The organism is Nocardia sp. NPDC055002 (assembly GCF_053608825.1).
In genome coordinates this window covers 26,079-40,552 of sequence record NZ_JBSGWE010000008.1, presented here as the reverse complement: position 1 = coordinate 40,552, position 14,474 = coordinate 26,079, and the positions used below count along the sequence as shown (strand labels likewise).

The following is a 14,474-nucleotide window of genomic DNA, read 5'->3' as shown; positions in this document are numbered from 1 at the left end:
GGGCCGGCGTAGGGGCTGGGCGATGAGCGCGCCTGAGAAGGGCTCGCCCGCGATCGCTCGCACCCGCGCCGGCCGCCAGTCACGCATCATCGAACTGCTGACCTCGCATTCGGTCCGCAGCCAGACCGAACTCGCCGCGTTGCTGTCGGCCGAGGGGATCGAGACCACCCAGGCCACCCTGTCGCGCGACCTCGACGAACTCGGCGCGGTGAAACTGCGCGCGGCCGACGGCGGCGCGGGCGTCTACATCGTCCCCGAGGACGGTAGCCCCGTGCGTGGGGTCACCGGCGGTACCGGCCGTCTGTCCAAACTCCTCGGTGACCTGCTCGTCTCCACCGACGCCAGCGGCAATCTCGCCGTCCTGCGCACCCCGCCCGGCGCCGCCCACTTCCTGGCCAGCGCCCTCGACCGCGCCGCCCTGCCCTACATCGTCGGCACCATCGCCGGCGACGACACCATCGCCGTCATCGCCCGCGAACCACTCACCGGCGCCGAACTGGCGGCGAAGATCGAGGGCCTGGCCTAACGCTGGACGCGCAGGCCCGCGAGCGCCACGTCGGTGAGCAGTGGTGCGGAGTCGGCCGCGGCTTGGCAGCCCGCGCCGATGCCGTGGCCCAGGCGCAGGATGTCGCGGGGGCTCACTTCGGGGCGGATGAGGCCTGCCTCCTGCACCGGAATCAGCACGCTGCCCGCGGCTTCGGCCAGCAGGGTGGAGCAGGCGGTGAAGGTCTCCGACGTGCGGTCGATGGCCGCTTTGAGAGTGGTTGCCAGGCCATGCTTTTCGAGGATGTAGGTGACCAGTTCGCCGAACCAGGCGTCGAACGCGTCGAGGGGGGCGTGGGTTCGGCGTAATTCGTCGGCCCGTGCGGCGAGGGTCTCGATGTTGGAGCGGTACACCGCTTCCATGAGCGTGGTGCGATTCGGGAAGTGGCGATACAGCGTCCCCGGGCCGACCCCTGCGCGCCGTGCGATGTCATCGAGGGGTGCGTCGGTGCCGTGCTCGGCGAACGCGTCGCGGGCGCAGTCGACGATGCGCTCGTAATTGCGGCGTGCGTCGGCGCGCATCGGCCGCGACGGTGCGTCCACGAGATCCTCCACTGGAAACGGATGAAGTCTCCGTTTAGTCTTGCGGAACCGGAGACTTTCTCCCTATGCTAACTCTGTCATAAACGGAGACTCTCTCCGTTTGAGTTCCTTGTTGATGGAGCGTTCTTGACTACCACCACTTTCTCGGAAAAACCCCAGGTGGACCGTGTACGGCCACGGCTCGTCCTGGTCACTTTGCTGACCTGTCAGCTCATGATCATCCTCGACATCACCGTGATGAATGTGGCACTGCCGCACATCAGAGCCGACCTCGAGTTCAGTGCTACCGGCCTGTCCTGGGTGATGAACTCCTACACGCTGGTCTTCGGTGGCCTGCTGCTGCTCGGCGGTCGCGCCGGCGACCTGTTCGGCAGGCGCCGGATGTTCATCGCGGGCGCACTGCTGTTCACCCTCGCCTCGCTGGCCGGTGGGCTGGCGCCCTCTGCTGGGTGGTTGCTCGCGGCCCGTGTGCTCCAGGGCATCGGCGGCGCGATGGCCGGTCCCAATACCCTTGCGCTGCTGACTACTACGTTCACCGAGCCCAAGGCGCGGATTCGGGTACTGGCCCTGTTCTCCGGCATGTCGAGCGCCGGTTTCGCGATCGGCCTGATCGTCGGCGGGCTGCTGACCGAATGGTTCGGCTGGCGCTCGGTGCTGTTCATCAATGTGCCGTTCGGCCTGGTCATCGCCGTGCTCGCGCTGCGCTGCCTGCCCGATCTGCCCCGGCGCGCCGCCCGGCTCGACCTGCCCGGTGCGGTGACCGCGACCGCGGGCGTGGCCGCCCTCGTCTACGGCTTCATCAGCGCCGCCTCGCACGGGTGGGCCGCGGCGGGCACCGACATCTGGCTCGCGGTCGGAGTCGCGCTGTTGGCGGCGTTCATCGCCATCGAACTGCGTGCGCCGCAACCACTTCTGCCACTGCACCTGTTCACCGACCGCAATCGCGCCGCCGCGTATCTGAACATGTTCCTCGGCCCGATGGCGGGCATGTCGATGTTCTTCTTCCTCACCCAGTATCTGCAAGATGTGCTGGGGATGAGTTCGCTGGCAACAGGTTTCGCGTTCCTGCCGACCGCGGTGCTGATGTTCGCGATGATCCGCCTGATCCCGCGGCTGCTGGCGCGTTTCGGACCCAAGCCGGTGACCTTGACCGGCGCCGTCGCCATGGTCACCGGACTCGTGCTGCTGACCAGGCTTTCGGAGGATTCCGGCTACTTCCCCCTGCTGTTCGTGGCGATGGTCGCGATGGGCTGCGGCATCGGGCTCGCGTTCTCTCCGCTGAACGTGATCATCATGTCCACCGTCTCGCCCGACGAGGCGGGCGCTGCGGGCGGCGCTCTCCAGACCATGCAGCAGACCGGTGGCGCGCTGGGCTTGGCCGTTCTGGTGACGATCTTCGGCACCGCCGCGCGCGACGCGGGCGGTTCACCCACCCATGCCCTGGTCGGCGGCATGACCGCCGCCTTCGCGGCAGCCGCCGTCATCGCCGCCCTGACCTTCCTGGTCGCCCTCACCTTCCGCAGCGTCCGCTCGCCGCGGTGAGCGCACGCGACCTGTGCCGAGGTGCCAGAGCACGGCGTAGCCGGCCCAGGCGACAACCGTCGCCCGAGCCGCACCGACGATCGTGTGTCGGATCAGGTCGTAGGTGCTGGCTCGGGTGACCGGGTCGTCGACGGCGAGTGCCGCACCGATGACCGGCGCGGCGACCAGCGCGGCGACGACGGCCCGGTGCGTCCACGTGGGTGCGCGAACCTCGCGCCAGGTGCGGCGCACCACAAGGTAGGTGAGGACCGCTGTTCCGGCCAGAGAGGAGAGATAGCCGAGGACGTTGTAGGTCTTGTGCGGCTCGATGATCGACGTCCGCAACAGAGCCGAGTGCTGGACCACGAAACCTGTTGTCTGAGTGAAAGAATCCCAGACCACGTGTGTCGCGGCACCGAGCACGAGGGCGGTGACCGTCGAAACCGCCGCGAGCCCCGCTGATCTGGGATCAGGGGACGAGGAGGGCGCCAGGCGGAGAAGCGCCGAGGCCGGGCCGGCGGAAAGCCGGAAAGCGACGAGTAGTACCAGGCCGATCAGCAGGTCCCAGCACAGAACGCCGACAACCGAGTGGGTTGTGGTGCCGGACATGGGACCGGGCAGGTAGTAGACGACGTCGGGGGCGATGGATCCCGCGACGAGTGCGGGAAGGGGGAGATATCGAGTGAAGGGCAGCACCGCAACGGGATGGGCGAACGTGATCGGCACGCATTCACCGTAATCGGCTGTGGTGCTGGGCTACTCGGGCCGCGGAGTCGTTCGGTTCCGCGACAGGCGTTGCCATGTCCAGTCCACGTGGACATCGAGTGGTGAATCCGGTGTGACCATCCGTGGTTCGGTGTTGAGGCCGTTGGGTGGGCCGGACTGGGCCTCCACCGACAGGGATCGCTCCGGCAGGGTCCAGACGACCACGTCGTGGACCGGGCTGGTGATGGTGAACTCCAGGAATCCGGGCCAGGTGAGGCGGGCCAGAACGCCGTCGGGCATGCCGAAGCAGTCGTCCCACGGCGGCGGTGCCGGCGCGATCTCGCGGCCGGTGGGCAGGTAGTCGTCGCCGCGTTCGTACTGCCAGGCCGGGTCGAAATCGAGTCGCACCGGGCCGGTCGCCGGCGGGACTTCGCGCAGGAACCACGGATGCCAGCCGCCTTGGGCGGGGAACGCATCGTGGTCGGTGGTGATGCGCATCGCCAGGGCGAGGCCGGTGTCGGTCAGGGTGAAAGTCTGAGTGACGGTGCCCGCGAACGGCCACGGGTCACCGAGGCGATGGCTGATCGTCGCCTCGGTCGGCGACGCGGCCACCACGTCCCACCGACCGTCGCGCGCGGTGCCGTGGATGCTGTGCGGCGGATTGTTGATCGGCAGCTGATAGGTGCGATCGCCGACGCGCAGCTCGCCGTCGCCGAGCCGACCGGCCCACGGCGCCATGACGAAACACCCGGTCCCCGGGTCTTGCCGGAGCAGCTCGGTGCCGTCGACGGTGAGGCTGTGGATCGCGCCGCCGTCGCCGGGGGCGATCGTGAGACCCGCGGAACCTGCGTCGAGCCGCACATCGTCGGTCATGGCTCGCAGACTAGCGGCGTGGGTCGGTGATCGGCGGTAACCCGCGCCGGAATCCCCGTGAGACGGGGGAGCGTCAGTTGAACGGGTACTGGCCGCCGCCCGCGCCGCCGCCGCGGTTGTTCGGCGTGGCGATGTCGATGATGTCCTGAACCAGGTCGACGACGGCCCTGCCGACATCGAGAACACCGTTGCCGAGGGTGGAGAATTCCTGCGCGATGTAATGGAGCATCTTGTTCGTCCTCACGTGTGGCGAGCCGAATAGTGCTCTCCCAGCGTGCCATACGCGAGGTGTCAGGAGTTGAGGAAATTCAGGATCAGCAGCGTCAGCGGAGCGGTGATCTCGAATCCTGTTTGCAAGACATACAGCCCGAGACCAGCGATGGCGTTGTAATTGTCGGAGAGGAACTGCAGGACTTCGTCCATGTTGTGCTCCCTGGATTCGAGGTCGATGGGGTCAGGCGAAGAACCCCTGGAGCAGCGGGGTACCGAGCTCGATGACGGTCTTGGCCACCGTCAAGCCGAGGTTCCCGAGTCCGATGACCACGGTGCCGATGAGGTCGTAGTTGGCCTCGGCGAAATCACGTAGCGACTGCATGATGGCTCCTTTGGTCCCGACCCGCGGCTATCTGCTGTGACCAGCGTCTCACAGCCGAGACTGCTCGCCAAGGGGGCTTACGGTATCGCCGTACCCCCGGTTATGAATGAGATTGCATCATCATGCATAATCATTTGTAGCAACGGCGTGAGCCGAACCGGCGGCCGGAGCATCCATACTGCTCACGGCAGGCCTTACGTACCAGACTTCGAGGAGCACAACAGACATGTCCGATCGCGTCGTACTCGCCTACTCCGGTGGGCTTGACACCTCCGTCGCCATCAGCTGGATCGCGAAGGAGACCGGTTCCGAGGTGGTGGCCGTGGCCATCGACCTGGGCCAGGGCGGCGAGGACATGAGCGCGATCCGACAGCGCGCACTGGACTGCGGCGCCGTGGAGGCCATCGTGGTCGACGCGCGCGACGAGTTCGCCGACGAGTACTGCCTGCCCACCATCCAGGCCAACGCCATGTACATGGGCCAGTACCCGCTCGTCTCGGCCATCAGCCGCCCGCTGATCGTCAAGCACCTCGTCGAGGCCGCGAAGTTCCACAACGCCACCACCGTCTCGCACGGCTGCACCGGCAAGGGCAACGACCAGGTCCGCTTCGAGGTCGGCATCGGCGCGCTCGCGCCCGACCTCGAGGTCATCGCCCCGGTCCGCGACTACGCCTGGACCCGGGAGAAGGCCATCGCCTTCGCCGAGCAGAACAGCCTGCCGATCAACGTCACCAAGAAGTCGCCGTTCTCCATCGACCAGAACGTGTGGGGCCGCGCGGTCGAGACCGGGTTCCTCGAGGACCTGTGGAACGCGCCCACCAAGGACGTCTACGACTACACCGCCGATCCGACGGTGAACTTCGAAGCGCCCGACGAGGTCATCATCACCTTCGAGAAGGGTGTGCCGGTCGCCATCGACGGGCGCCCGGTCTCCGTGCTGCAGGCCATCGAGGAGATGAACACCCGCGCGGGGCGTCAGGGCGTGGGCCGTCTGGACATGGTCGAGGACCGCCTCGTCGGCATCAAGAGCCGCGAGATCTACGAGGCGCCGGGCGCCATCGCGCTGATCACCGCGCACCAGGCCCTCGAAGCCGTCACCGTCGAGCGTGAGCTGGCCCGCTACAAGCGCCAGGTCGAGCAGCGCTGGGGCGAGCTGGCCTACGACGGCCTGTGGTATTCCCCGCTCAAGCGCGCACTCGACGCCTTCATCTCCGACACCCAGCAGACCGTCACCGGCGAGATCCGGATGGTGCTGCACGGTGGGTCCGCGGTGGTCAACGGCCGTCGCTCCGAGCAGTCGCTCTACGACTTCAACCTGGCCACCTACGACGAGGGCGACACCTTCGACCAGTCGCTGGCCAAGGGCTTCGTCCAGATCCATGGCCTGTCCTCGAAGGTTGCCGCGCGCCGCGACCTGAACCAGAAGTAAGCTCGCCCGCCGCCTTCCCGCCTCCCCGCGACTTCTGCCGGTCGTAGGGGGGCGGTTGGCGTCGGTTCCGGGCTCACCTGAGGTGTACACCTGTTCTGGGCGTGCCCGATGAGTTACCCATGTTCTCGCTAGATCAGTTGGCAACCGTAGGCTCGATTCGGTTGCCCTTCGTGCGCTGGCAGCCGATGTGCGACTGTGAGCGCGACCGCCTATACCCAGGAGAGGGCACACGATGACCCATAGTGGAACCAACGAAGGTGCCCTCTGGGGTGGGCGATTCGCTTCCGGTCCGGCCGAGGCGATGGCGGCGCTGAGCAAGTCGACCCACTTCGACTGGGTGCTGGCTCCCTATGACATTCGCGCGTCCAAGGCGCATGCTCGCGTGCTGCACAAGGCCGGGCTGCTCGCCGACGAGGATCTGCCCGCCATGCTGGCCGGTCTCGACGCGCTCGCGGCCGACGTCGCCTCGGGCGCCTACGGCCCCGCCGACTCCGACGAGGATGTGCACGGTGCGCTCGAGCGCGGGCTGATCGAGCGGGTCGGCACCGAGCTCGGTGGTCGGCTGCGGGCCGGTCGTTCGCGCAACGACCAGGTGGCGACCCTGTTCCGGATGTGGCTGCGCGACGGTGTGCGTCGCGTCGCCGCCGGTGTGCTCGATGTTGTCGACGCGCTGGTCGCGCAGGCGGCCGCGCATCCCGACGCCGTGATGCCGGGCAAGACCCACCTCCAGGCCGCCCAGCCGGTACTGCTCTCGCATCACCTGCTCGCCCACGCGCATCCGCTGCTGCGCGATCTGGAACGCCTGCGCGATTTCGACAAGCGCGCCGCCATCTCGCCGTACGGTTCGGGCGCGCTGGCCGGTTCCTCGCTGGGCCTCGATCCCGAGCAGATCGCCGCCGAACTGGATTTCACCGCCTCCGCCGCCAATTCGATCGACGCCACCTCCTCGCGTGACTTCGCCGCCGAGGCCGCCTTCGTGCTGGCCATGATCGGCGTCGATCTGAGCCGGATGGCCGAAGAGGTCATCATCTGGAGCACACCGGAATTCGGCTACGTGACCCTGGCCGACGCCTGGTCCACCGGTTCGTCGATCATGCCGCAGAAGAAGAACCCCGATGTCTCCGAGCTCACCCGCGGCAAGGCAGGCCGCCTGATCGGAAACCTGACCGGCCTGCTCGCCACGCTGAAAGCCCAACCGCTGGCGTACAACCGGGACCTGCAGGAAGACAAAGAGCCGGTCTTCGACTCGGTCGCGCAGCTCGAACTGCTCCTGCCCGCCATCGCGGGCCTGGTCGCCACCTTGACCTTTCACACCGACCGGATGGCCGAACTCGCACCCGCCGGGTTCACCCTCGCCACCGATATCGCGGAATGGATGGTGCGCCGAGGTGTTCCGTTCCGCGTCGCCCACGAGGCGGCCGGTGCGTGCGTGCGCGTCGCGGAGGCGCGCGGTGTCGGTCTCGACGAGCTGACCGACGAAGAGTTCGCCGCCGTGGACCCCGCGCTCACCGCCGGTGTGCGCGAGGTGCTCACGGTCCAGGGTTCGATCGCCTCGCGCAACGCGCGGGGTGGCACCGCCGGTGTGCGCGTGGCCGAACAGCTCGACGAGGTCCGCAAGACCGCGGACGACGCTCGCGCCTGGTTGAGCTGAGGCGGGGAGGTGGTGACTTCACCCACCACCCGCTTGCCAAGAGGTTGCCGCTGTGACAACTTGGCAGTGAGCCCGAACGGGGCTCCCGGACGAGGGTAGCCGTACCCGGAACGCGACAAGACGGCCACAGGAGGCTCGTCATGTCATGGATTCTGCTCGTCATCTCCGGTGTGCTGGAAGCAGTGTGGGCCACCGCGCTGGGCCGAACCGAAGGGTTCACCCGACTCGTCCCGACCGTGGTTTTCGGCGTAGCTCTGGCAGCCAGCATGACCGGGCTGGCGCTGGCCATGCGCGATCTCCCCGTCGGCACCGCGTATGCGGTCTGGGTGGGCATCGGTGCCGTCCTGACCGTCGTCTATGCCATGGTCACCGGCGCGGAAGCCTTCTCGGTCGTGAAGGCCGTGTTCCTGGTGATGATCGTTGCCGGTGTGGTCGGGCTGAAAATGGCGCACTGACGCGGTGATCTCCGGGCTCGTGGTGCGGGAACTCGGTGAGCGGACGGTTGCTAGAGCTCGGCGTGTACACGAAAACCCGAGTCACGCAGTGCGTCCAGGACGTCGTCGCGGTGCGCGGAGCCGCGGGTTTCCACGGTGAGCGACACCTCGACCTCGTCGACGGCCAGCCACGGCCCCGTTCGCGAGTGCACGACATCCACCACGCTCGCGCCCGCTCGCCCGACCACGGCGAGCAGCGCGGACAGGGCTCCTGGCCGGTCGTCGATCGTCACGTGCATGGCCAGGTAGCGGCCCGCGGCGCTGAGACCGTGGCCGATCACGCGCGTGAGTAACAGCGGGTCGATATTTCCGCCCGACAGGATGGTCACCACCGGGCCGGGCAGATCCTCGAGAGCGGAGGTGAGCAAGGCGGCGACGCCCGCCGCACCCGCGGGTTCGACGACGAGTTTGGCCCGTTCGAGGCAGAGCAACAGGGCCCTGGACAGGGCGTCCTCGTCGACGGTGACGATCTCGGACACCAGCTCGGCGACATGAGCGAAGGGCACCGCGCCGGGTAGTCCGACCGCGATACCGTCGGCCATCGTCGACATCCGTGGCACCCGGACCGGCCTGCCCGCCGCCAGCGAATCCGGCCACGCCGCCGCCTCGGCGGCTTGCACGCCGATCACCCGGACATTCGGCGCCAACGCCTGCAACGCCACGGCGACACCCGCGAGCAACCCGCCACCACCGGTGGGCACGACGACCGTGCCCACCTCGGGAACCTGCTCGAGAATCTCGAGCGCGACTGTCGCCTGACCGGCGACGATGTCGGGATGGTCGAAGGGATGGATCAGGGTCGCGCCGGTGCGGTCGGCGAAGTCCTGTGCGGCGACCAAGGATTCGTCGATCGTGTCACCCACCAGATGCACGTCGGCACCATAGGCGCGCGTCGCGACGAGCTTCGGCAACGAGGCCCCGACCGGCATGAACACCGTCGAGGCGATCTCGAGTTCGCTCGCCGCCCACGCCACACCCTGCGCATGGTTGCCGGCGCTGGCCGCCACCACGCCCCGCGCCCGATCCGCCGCCGGGAGATTGGCGATCCGGTTATAGGCCCCGCGTGGCTTGAACGACCCGGTCCGCTGCAAGTTCTCGCATTTGAGCAGCACCTGCGTCCCCGCCCGCTCCGACAACACCCGCGACCCCACGATCGGTGTCCGTCGAATCACCGGCGCCAGCAGTCGCGCGGCCTCCTCGATCCGCTCCAGTCCCACGGTCTCCATCGGCCACATGGTGCCAGGTTCGGCATCGCGAGTCGTGTATCCAGGTGTTGCGTCCATATTGTGCAGTGATCAACCGACCCGCGACTGGCTCAGGGGAGTTGCGACGACTTCGCGATGTTGTGGGCGATGGTGCCGAGGCGGGTGAGGCGGGCGTCGCCGAGCGGGGTGAGTCTGCCGCCGAGACGATTGGTGACGAAGGCGAGGGAGAGGCCGGTTTCGGGATCGGCGAAGGCGCCGGAGCCGCCGAGGCCGAAGTGGCCGAAGGCGGAGATCGGGTCGGCCTTGGAGGGTTTCATCGGGACACCGTGGAAGCCCATGGCCCAGGGGATGCGGAATGCCAGGACGTAGTCGGGGGTGAAGACCTGGCGCGCGGCGAAGCGGGGGATCGAGCCGGGGGACAGGATGCGGGTGCCGTCGAGTTCGCCGCCGTTGGCCAGGGCGGCGTACACGCGGGCGAGCGCGCGGGCGGAGAAGACACCGTTCACGCCGGGCATCACCGAATCGTGGACGCGTTCATCGACGATCAGGTCGGCGAACCCGCGCGGGGTGGTCTCGGCTGCGGCGGCGAAACGGGTACGGGTGAGCAGATCGGAGCCGGTATCCCAATCCATGCCCGCGGCGCGCAGGCGCGGGAAGGTGGTGGCGATGCGGTGGCGCTGATCGTGCGGCACCCGGAACCAGAGTTCTTCGGCGTCGAGAGGTTCGGCCAGTTCGGTGCGCACCACATCGACGAATTCGCGGCCGGTTACCCGCGCGACGATCTCGGCGGCCAAGTGCCCGTAGCTGATTCCGTGATAGCCGCTGGTGACCCGATGCCGCGGATCGGGAGTGGCGGCGGCCAGCGCGGCGGTGACGGCACCGTCATCGAGGAAACTCTCGATCGGCCCGGGCAGCAGACCACGCAGCCGGTGCAGACCGGCGCGGTGGGTGAGTACATCGCGCACGGTGATGCCGGCCTTGCCCGCCGCGGCGAACTCCGGCCAGTACTCGGCGACCGGGCTGTCGTAGTCGAGCTGTCCCCGATCGGCCAGCTGATGAATCACGGTGGAGGCCACGCCTTTTCCGGTGGAGAAGCCCAACGCCACCGAGTCCGCCGTCCATGGCACGCCCGGACTCGCGTAGCCCGCCCAAACATCGACGACGGGCTCGCCGTGCAGATATACGCACAGTGCGCCACCGCCGTGTGAGGGCTTGCGGAACAGATGGTCGAAGACGGTGACCAAGCGGACGAAACGGCGATCCACCGACTGCGCTGTCGAAACTCCCATCCTCCGAGCATGCCATCACACACTAGGGACCGGTCGGTACGGTGAACGTTTCCTAACTGTCACACCGAACACTCCGCACGCAATACGTGGTCCATAGCATGTTCGCATGCCCCCGAGACGACGATCGGCGCTGCTCGCAAGGCTTGTGGTCGATGAGCCAGGCCGACCGCAAGTGATTCTGGGCGAACTGCGCCGGGTGATCCTCGACGGTGCCGTACCGCCGTGCACCGTGATCCCGCTGCGTGAAGTCGCCGAGCTGTTCGGGGTGAGTCACATCCCGGTCCGTGAGGCGCTCAAGACGCTGATCGGGGAGGGCCTGGTCACCCACCGTCAGCAGCGCGGCTACCAGGTGGCCCAGCTCACCGCCCGTGAACTGCGCGAAATGTACATCGTGCGTGACACTTTGGAGACGGCGTCACTCGCCGCGGCCGCGCTGCACGCCGACGAGGCCGAACGCGCGCACCTGCTCGCGGTGAACGACCTGCTCGAACGCGCCATCCTCGACGACGATCCCGAGTCGTACCAGCGCCAGTCCCGCAGCTTCCACGTGGCCCTGACCCGGCCGTCACGGATGTTCCGGCTGCTGTACATGCTCGAAGCCGCGTGGAATGTCACCGAGCCGGTGCAGTCGATGGTCCACATCGACCGACTCGACCGCGAGCGCCTGCACATCGACCACATCGCCATGCTCGACGCGTTCCTCGCCCGCGATGTCGACCGTCTGCTCGTGGCCGCCGAGGAGCACCACCGCAGGCTGGAAACCGTGGTCGCGACCCTGCCGACCGATACCGGGCTGCTCGCTCCGGAAGATATATCTTCGGTGCAATAGGCGCGAAATTCCCGGGAAACCGCTGGGCAATTGCTGATACTTACCGTCAATTCAGCAGATGTACCCTTTCGGACGGGAACGATCATGACCGACACCCTTACGTCCTCGGCGGTTCCCGCCGGCGAACCGCCCATTTACGACCCGCGGCTGACGAACGAGGATCTGGCGCCCCTGCGCAAGCAGAGCTGGGGCACTTACAACATCTTCGCGTTCTGGATGTCGGATGTGCACAGCGTCGGCGGATATGTCACGGCGGGAAGCCTTTTCGCACTCGGGCTGGCCAGTTGGCAGGTGCTCGCCGCACTGCTCATCGGCATCACCATCGTGTACTTCTTCTGTAATCTGGTGGCGAAACCGAGTCAGATGACCGGGGTGCCCTATCCGGTGATCTGCCGCAGTGCATTCGGCGTGCTCGGCGCGAATATTCCCGCGATCATCCGCGGTCTGATCGCGGTGGCCTGGTACGGCATTCAGACTTTCCTCGCGTCGGCGGCGCTGGATGTCGTTCTGGTGAAACTGTTTCCGGGATTGGCGCCCTACGCCGTCACCGCCGACTACGGGTTCCTCGGACTGTCGGCCCTGGGCTGGGGCAGCTTCCTGCTGCTGTGGGTGGTGCAGGCGTGCGTGTTCTGGCGGGGCATGGAATCGATTCGCCGGTTCATCGACTTCTGCGGCCCCGCCGTCTACGTCGTCATGTTCCTGCTGTGCGGCTACCTCATCGCGAAGGCGGGCTGGAGTGCCATCGACCTGAAACTCGGCGATGTGAAATACACCGGCTGGGCGTCGGTGCCGGTGATGCTCGGCGCGATCGCCCTCGTCGTGTCGTATTTCTCGGGGCCGATGCTCAATTTCGGTGACTTCTCCCGATACGGCAAGAGCTTCGCCGCGGTGAAGAAGGGGAACTTCCTCGGGCTTCCGGTGAATTTCCTGGTCTTCTCGGTACTGGTGGTGGTCACCGCCTCCCTGACATTGCCGGTGTACGGCGAGCTCATCACCGATCCGGTCGCCACCGTCGCCAGGATCGATTCCACTTTCGCGATCGTGCTCGGCGCGCTCACCTTCACCGTCGCCACCATCGGGATCAATATCGTCGCGAACTTCATCTCGCCGGCTTTCGATTTCTCGAACGTCAGTCCGCAGCGGATCAGCTGGCGCGCGGGTGGCATGATCGCGGCGGTCGGTTCGGTGCTGATCACGCCCTGGAATCTGTACAACAATCCTGACGTCATCCACTACACCCTCGAGGTTCTCGGGGCCTTCATCGGACCGCTGTTCGGGGTGCTGATCTGCGATTACTACTTGGTGCGCAAGCAGAAGGTGGTCGTCAACGATCTGTTCACGATGTCGGAGCAGGGGACGTATTACTACGCGAAGGGCTATCACCCGGCCGCGATCATCGCGACCGCGGTGGCCGCCGCGGTGGCGGTGTTCCCGGTGCTGGCCAACAGCCTGCCCGGCATGCACACCGCCGCCCAATACAGCTGGTTCATCGGGTGCGGTATCGGCTTCGCCGTCTACTACCTGCTGACGGGCGCCGCGCGGACGGCCGCTGCCGAGGAGGTCGGTGTCTGATGCGCATCCGGGTCGTCAACCCGAACACCACGCGGGCGATGACCGACACGATCGAGCAGTGTGCGCTGGCCGTCGCGGGCCCGGGCACGCTGCTCGACGCGGTCACCTCCGAGATCGGGCCCGCCTCGATCGAGAGCCACTACGACGAGGCGATGAGCGTGCCGGGCCTGCTCGCCGCGATCCGGCAGGGCGAGGCCGACGGGGTGGACGGGTACGTCATCGCCTGCTTCGGAGATCCGGGCTTGGACGCGGCACGGGAACTGGCGGTGGGGCCGGTGATCGGGATCGCCGAGGCGGCCATGCACACCGCGAGTCATCTGGGTCGCGGATTCAGTGTCGTCACGACGCTCGGCCGCACCATCGGGCGGGCGGCCGATCTCGCGGAACACTATGGGATGCAACGGTTCTGCCGGGGAATCCACGCGTGCGAGATCCCGGTACTCGCCCTCGACACCGATCCGGACGCGCGCAAGATCGTCACCGAGGCGTGCCGGGTCGCCGTCGCGCAGGACGGGTCCGATGCTGTGGTGCTCGGGTGTGCCGGAATGGCGGATCTGTGCGCGCACATCCGTGACGAGATCGGGGTGCCGGTGATCGACGGCGTCGCGGCGGCGACCTTGACCGTGCAGTCGCTGCTGACGATGGGCCTGCGCAAGTCGGGTAGGGGAGAGTTCGCGACGCCGCCGCCGAAGACGTACGCGGGACTGCTGGAATCGTTCGGTTCGTGAAGGCCGGTCAGACGCCGGCGGCCTCGGTGCCCAGTGCGTTGAGCACCGCGGCGAGATCGTCGACGTCGACGACCAGGCGGGTGAAGTCGGGCCCGTCGAGGTCGATCCGCACGGCGCTGCCGCCGAAAGTGGTGTCCCAGAACTCTTTGCGGCCCTTGCCTCGGTAGACGCCCGCGGCGATCACGCCGGGGATGAAGGTGCCGGGGGCACGGACCCACGGGGGCCGCAGGTCCACTTCGGCGGTAGCGATCTCGATGATCGCGGCGCGGTCGATCACGACCTGCTGGCGCAGAGCGAGCAGGCGATGCCCACCGAGCACATTGACCGTCACCGTGTCGTCGTTGATCTCGACCTCGACCATCGCTACCTCACTCGCCATCGTGCGGACCGTTCGATGTCCAGTTTCGCCGGGCGGCCTGTTCACGGACTGTGGTGAGCCTGTGAGTTCCCCAAGGAACTCGAAGCCATCTACAAATATAGATATGCGCATCTGTTCG

General features: G+C 67.3%; 17 protein-coding genes and 1 riboswitch. Of the genes, 8 read left to right on the top strand and 9 right to left on the bottom strand.

Going from position 1 to position 14,474, the window contains the following annotated elements; translation table 11 throughout:
- The first annotated feature begins 22 nt into the window (after positions 1–22).
- A complete protein-coding gene (locus ACWF99_RS27755) occupies positions 23–526 on the top strand; it encodes an arginine repressor (protein WP_378636937.1) in 504 nt (167 codons plus the stop codon).
- Here ACWF99_RS27755 and ACWF99_RS27750 read toward each other — a convergent pair.
- Positions 523–1,086: a TetR/AcrR family transcriptional regulator gene (locus ACWF99_RS27750; protein WP_378636935.1), complete on the bottom strand. Its 564-nt coding sequence runs from the start codon at positions 1,084–1,086 to the stop codon at positions 523–525. The two genes, ACWF99_RS27755 and ACWF99_RS27750, sit on opposite strands and share 4 nt — an antisense overlap.
- Before the next feature lie 126 nt (positions 1,087–1,212).
- On the opposite strand from ACWF99_RS27750, the gene ACWF99_RS27745 reads away from it, so the two are divergent.
- Entirely contained in the window at positions 1,213–2,628 is a 1,416-nt protein-coding gene (locus tag ACWF99_RS27745) for an MFS transporter (RefSeq protein ID WP_452537783.1), read from the top strand.
- Here the strand turns inward: ACWF99_RS27745 and ACWF99_RS27740 are convergent.
- The 5 genes from ACWF99_RS27740 to ACWF99_RS27720 form a co-directional block, all read right to left on the bottom strand.
- Entirely contained in the window at positions 2,512–3,333 is an 822-nt protein-coding gene (locus ACWF99_RS27740; protein WP_452537782.1) for a DUF4184 family protein, read from the bottom strand. The two genes, ACWF99_RS27745 and ACWF99_RS27740, sit on opposite strands and share 117 nt — an antisense overlap.
- Before the next feature lie 30 nt (positions 3,334–3,363).
- Positions 3,364–4,185, bottom strand: a complete 822-nt coding sequence (locus tag ACWF99_RS27735; RefSeq protein ID WP_452537781.1) for an aldose epimerase family protein — start codon at positions 4,183–4,185, stop codon at positions 3,364–3,366.
- A gap of 73 nt (positions 4,186–4,258) precedes the next feature.
- Complete coding sequence (locus ACWF99_RS27730) at positions 4,259–4,414, bottom strand: hypothetical protein (protein ID WP_378636924.1); 156 nt, start codon at positions 4,412–4,414, stop codon at positions 4,259–4,261.
- A gap of 62 nt (positions 4,415–4,476) precedes the next feature.
- Positions 4,477–4,608 carry a hypothetical protein gene (locus ACWF99_RS27725; protein ID WP_281258043.1) on the bottom strand — a complete coding sequence of 44 codons (132 nt, stop codon included), beginning with the start codon at positions 4,606–4,608 and terminating at the stop codon, positions 4,477–4,479.
- A 31-nt stretch (positions 4,609–4,639) separates the two neighbouring features.
- Positions 4,640–4,780 carry a hypothetical protein gene (locus ACWF99_RS27720; protein WP_378636920.1) on the bottom strand — a complete coding sequence of 47 codons (141 nt, stop codon included), beginning with the start codon at positions 4,778–4,780 and terminating at the stop codon, positions 4,640–4,642.
- 226 nt (positions 4,781–5,006) lie between these two features.
- On the opposite strand from ACWF99_RS27720, the gene ACWF99_RS27715 reads away from it, so the two are divergent.
- The 3 genes from ACWF99_RS27715 to ACWF99_RS27705 all read left to right on the top strand — a co-directional run bounded on the left by ACWF99_RS27715 (position 5,007) and on the right by ACWF99_RS27705 (position 8,315).
- Complete coding sequence (locus ACWF99_RS27715) at positions 5,007–6,209, top strand: argininosuccinate synthase (protein WP_056824327.1); 1,203 nt, start codon at positions 5,007–5,009, stop codon at positions 6,207–6,209.
- Between the two features lie 232 nt (positions 6,210–6,441).
- On the top strand, positions 6,442–7,860 hold the full coding sequence (gene argH / locus ACWF99_RS27710) for an argininosuccinate lyase (protein WP_378636916.1): 1,419 nt from the start codon (positions 6,442–6,444) through the stop codon (positions 7,858–7,860).
- Positions 7,861–7,925: 65 nt separating this feature from the next.
- Positions 7,926–7,990, top strand: a riboswitch (guanidine-III (ykkC-III) riboswitch).
- Between the two features lie 10 nt (positions 7,991–8,000).
- Positions 8,001–8,315: a DMT family transporter gene (locus tag ACWF99_RS27705; protein ID WP_358114922.1), complete on the top strand. Its 315-nt coding sequence runs from the start codon at positions 8,001–8,003 to the stop codon at positions 8,313–8,315.
- A 50-nt stretch (positions 8,316–8,365) separates the two neighbouring features.
- Here ACWF99_RS27705 and ilvA read toward each other — a convergent pair whose 3' ends face one another.
- Positions 8,366–9,589 carry a threonine ammonia-lyase gene (gene ilvA, locus ACWF99_RS27700; RefSeq protein WP_452537905.1) on the bottom strand — a complete coding sequence of 408 codons (1,224 nt, stop codon included), beginning with the start codon at positions 9,587–9,589 and terminating at the stop codon, positions 8,366–8,368.
- An 80-nt stretch (positions 9,590–9,669) separates the two neighbouring features.
- Entirely contained in the window at positions 9,670–10,848 is a 1,179-nt protein-coding gene (locus ACWF99_RS27695; RefSeq protein WP_378636913.1) for a serine hydrolase domain-containing protein, read from the bottom strand.
- A 106-nt stretch (positions 10,849–10,954) separates the two neighbouring features.
- Here ACWF99_RS27695 and ACWF99_RS27690 point away from each other — a divergent pair, with 106 nt between their 5' ends.
- From ACWF99_RS27690 to ACWF99_RS27680, 3 genes are all read left to right on the top strand, one after another.
- Entirely contained in the window at positions 10,955–11,677 is a 723-nt protein-coding gene (locus tag ACWF99_RS27690) for a GntR family transcriptional regulator (protein ID WP_378636910.1), read from the top strand.
- A gap of 84 nt (positions 11,678–11,761) precedes the next feature.
- A complete protein-coding gene (locus ACWF99_RS27685) occupies positions 11,762–13,249 on the top strand; it encodes an NCS1 family nucleobase:cation symporter-1 (RefSeq protein ID WP_452537780.1) in 1,488 nt (495 codons plus the stop codon).
- Positions 13,249–13,977, top strand: a complete 729-nt coding sequence (locus ACWF99_RS27680) for an aspartate/glutamate racemase family protein (RefSeq protein WP_378636904.1) — start codon at positions 13,249–13,251, stop codon at positions 13,975–13,977. Before ACWF99_RS27685 ends, ACWF99_RS27680 begins: the two co-directional genes overlap by 1 nt.
- A gap of 7 nt (positions 13,978–13,984) precedes the next feature.
- On the opposite strand, the gene ACWF99_RS27675 is transcribed toward ACWF99_RS27680, so the two are convergent.
- The gene (locus ACWF99_RS27675; RefSeq protein ID WP_452537779.1) at positions 13,985–14,356 is read right to left on the bottom strand and encodes a hypothetical protein; all 372 of its coding nucleotides are present in this window, start codon (positions 14,354–14,356) and stop codon (positions 13,985–13,987) included.
- Positions 14,357–14,474 lie beyond the last annotated feature (118 nt).

Bases quoted from the DNA above. Each gene is read 5' to 3' on its own strand.
- ACWF99_RS27755 (WP_378636937.1), top strand. From the start codon at position 23: ATGAGCGCGCCTGAGAAGGGCTCGCCCGCGATCGCTCGCACCCGCGCC.
- ACWF99_RS27735 (WP_452537781.1), bottom strand. From the start codon at position 4,185: ATGACCGACGATGTGCGGCTCGACGCAGGTTCCGCGGGTCTCACGATC.
- ACWF99_RS27730 (WP_378636924.1), bottom strand. From the start codon at position 4,414: ATGCTCCATTACATCGCGCAGGAATTCTCCACCCTCGGCAACGGTGTT.
- ACWF99_RS27725 (WP_281258043.1), bottom strand. From the start codon at position 4,608: ATGGACGAAGTCCTGCAGTTCCTCTCCGACAATTACAACGCCATCGCT.
- ACWF99_RS27720 (WP_378636920.1), bottom strand. From the start codon at position 4,780: ATGCAGTCGCTACGTGATTTCGCCGAGGCCAACTACGACCTCATCGGC.
- ACWF99_RS27715 (WP_056824327.1), top strand. From the start codon at position 5,007: ATGTCCGATCGCGTCGTACTCGCCTACTCCGGTGGGCTTGACACCTCC.
- argH (WP_378636916.1), top strand. From the start codon at position 6,442: ATGACCCATAGTGGAACCAACGAAGGTGCCCTCTGGGGTGGGCGATTC.
- ACWF99_RS27705 (WP_358114922.1), top strand. From the start codon at position 8,001: ATGTCATGGATTCTGCTCGTCATCTCCGGTGTGCTGGAAGCAGTGTGG.
- ilvA (WP_452537905.1), bottom strand. From the start codon at position 9,589: ATGTGGCCGATGGAGACCGTGGGACTGGAGCGGATCGAGGAGGCCGCG.
- ACWF99_RS27695 (WP_378636913.1), bottom strand. From the start codon at position 10,848: ATGGGAGTTTCGACAGCGCAGTCGGTGGATCGCCGTTTCGTCCGCTTG.
- ACWF99_RS27690 (WP_378636910.1), top strand. From the start codon at position 10,955: ATGCCCCCGAGACGACGATCGGCGCTGCTCGCAAGGCTTGTGGTCGAT.
- ACWF99_RS27685 (WP_452537780.1), top strand. From the start codon at position 11,762: ATGACCGACACCCTTACGTCCTCGGCGGTTCCCGCCGGCGAACCGCCC.
- ACWF99_RS27680 (WP_378636904.1), top strand. From the start codon at position 13,249: ATGCGCATCCGGGTCGTCAACCCGAACACCACGCGGGCGATGACCGAC.
- ACWF99_RS27675 (WP_452537779.1), bottom strand. From the start codon at position 14,356: ATGGCGAGTGAGGTAGCGATGGTCGAGGTCGAGATCAACGACGACACG.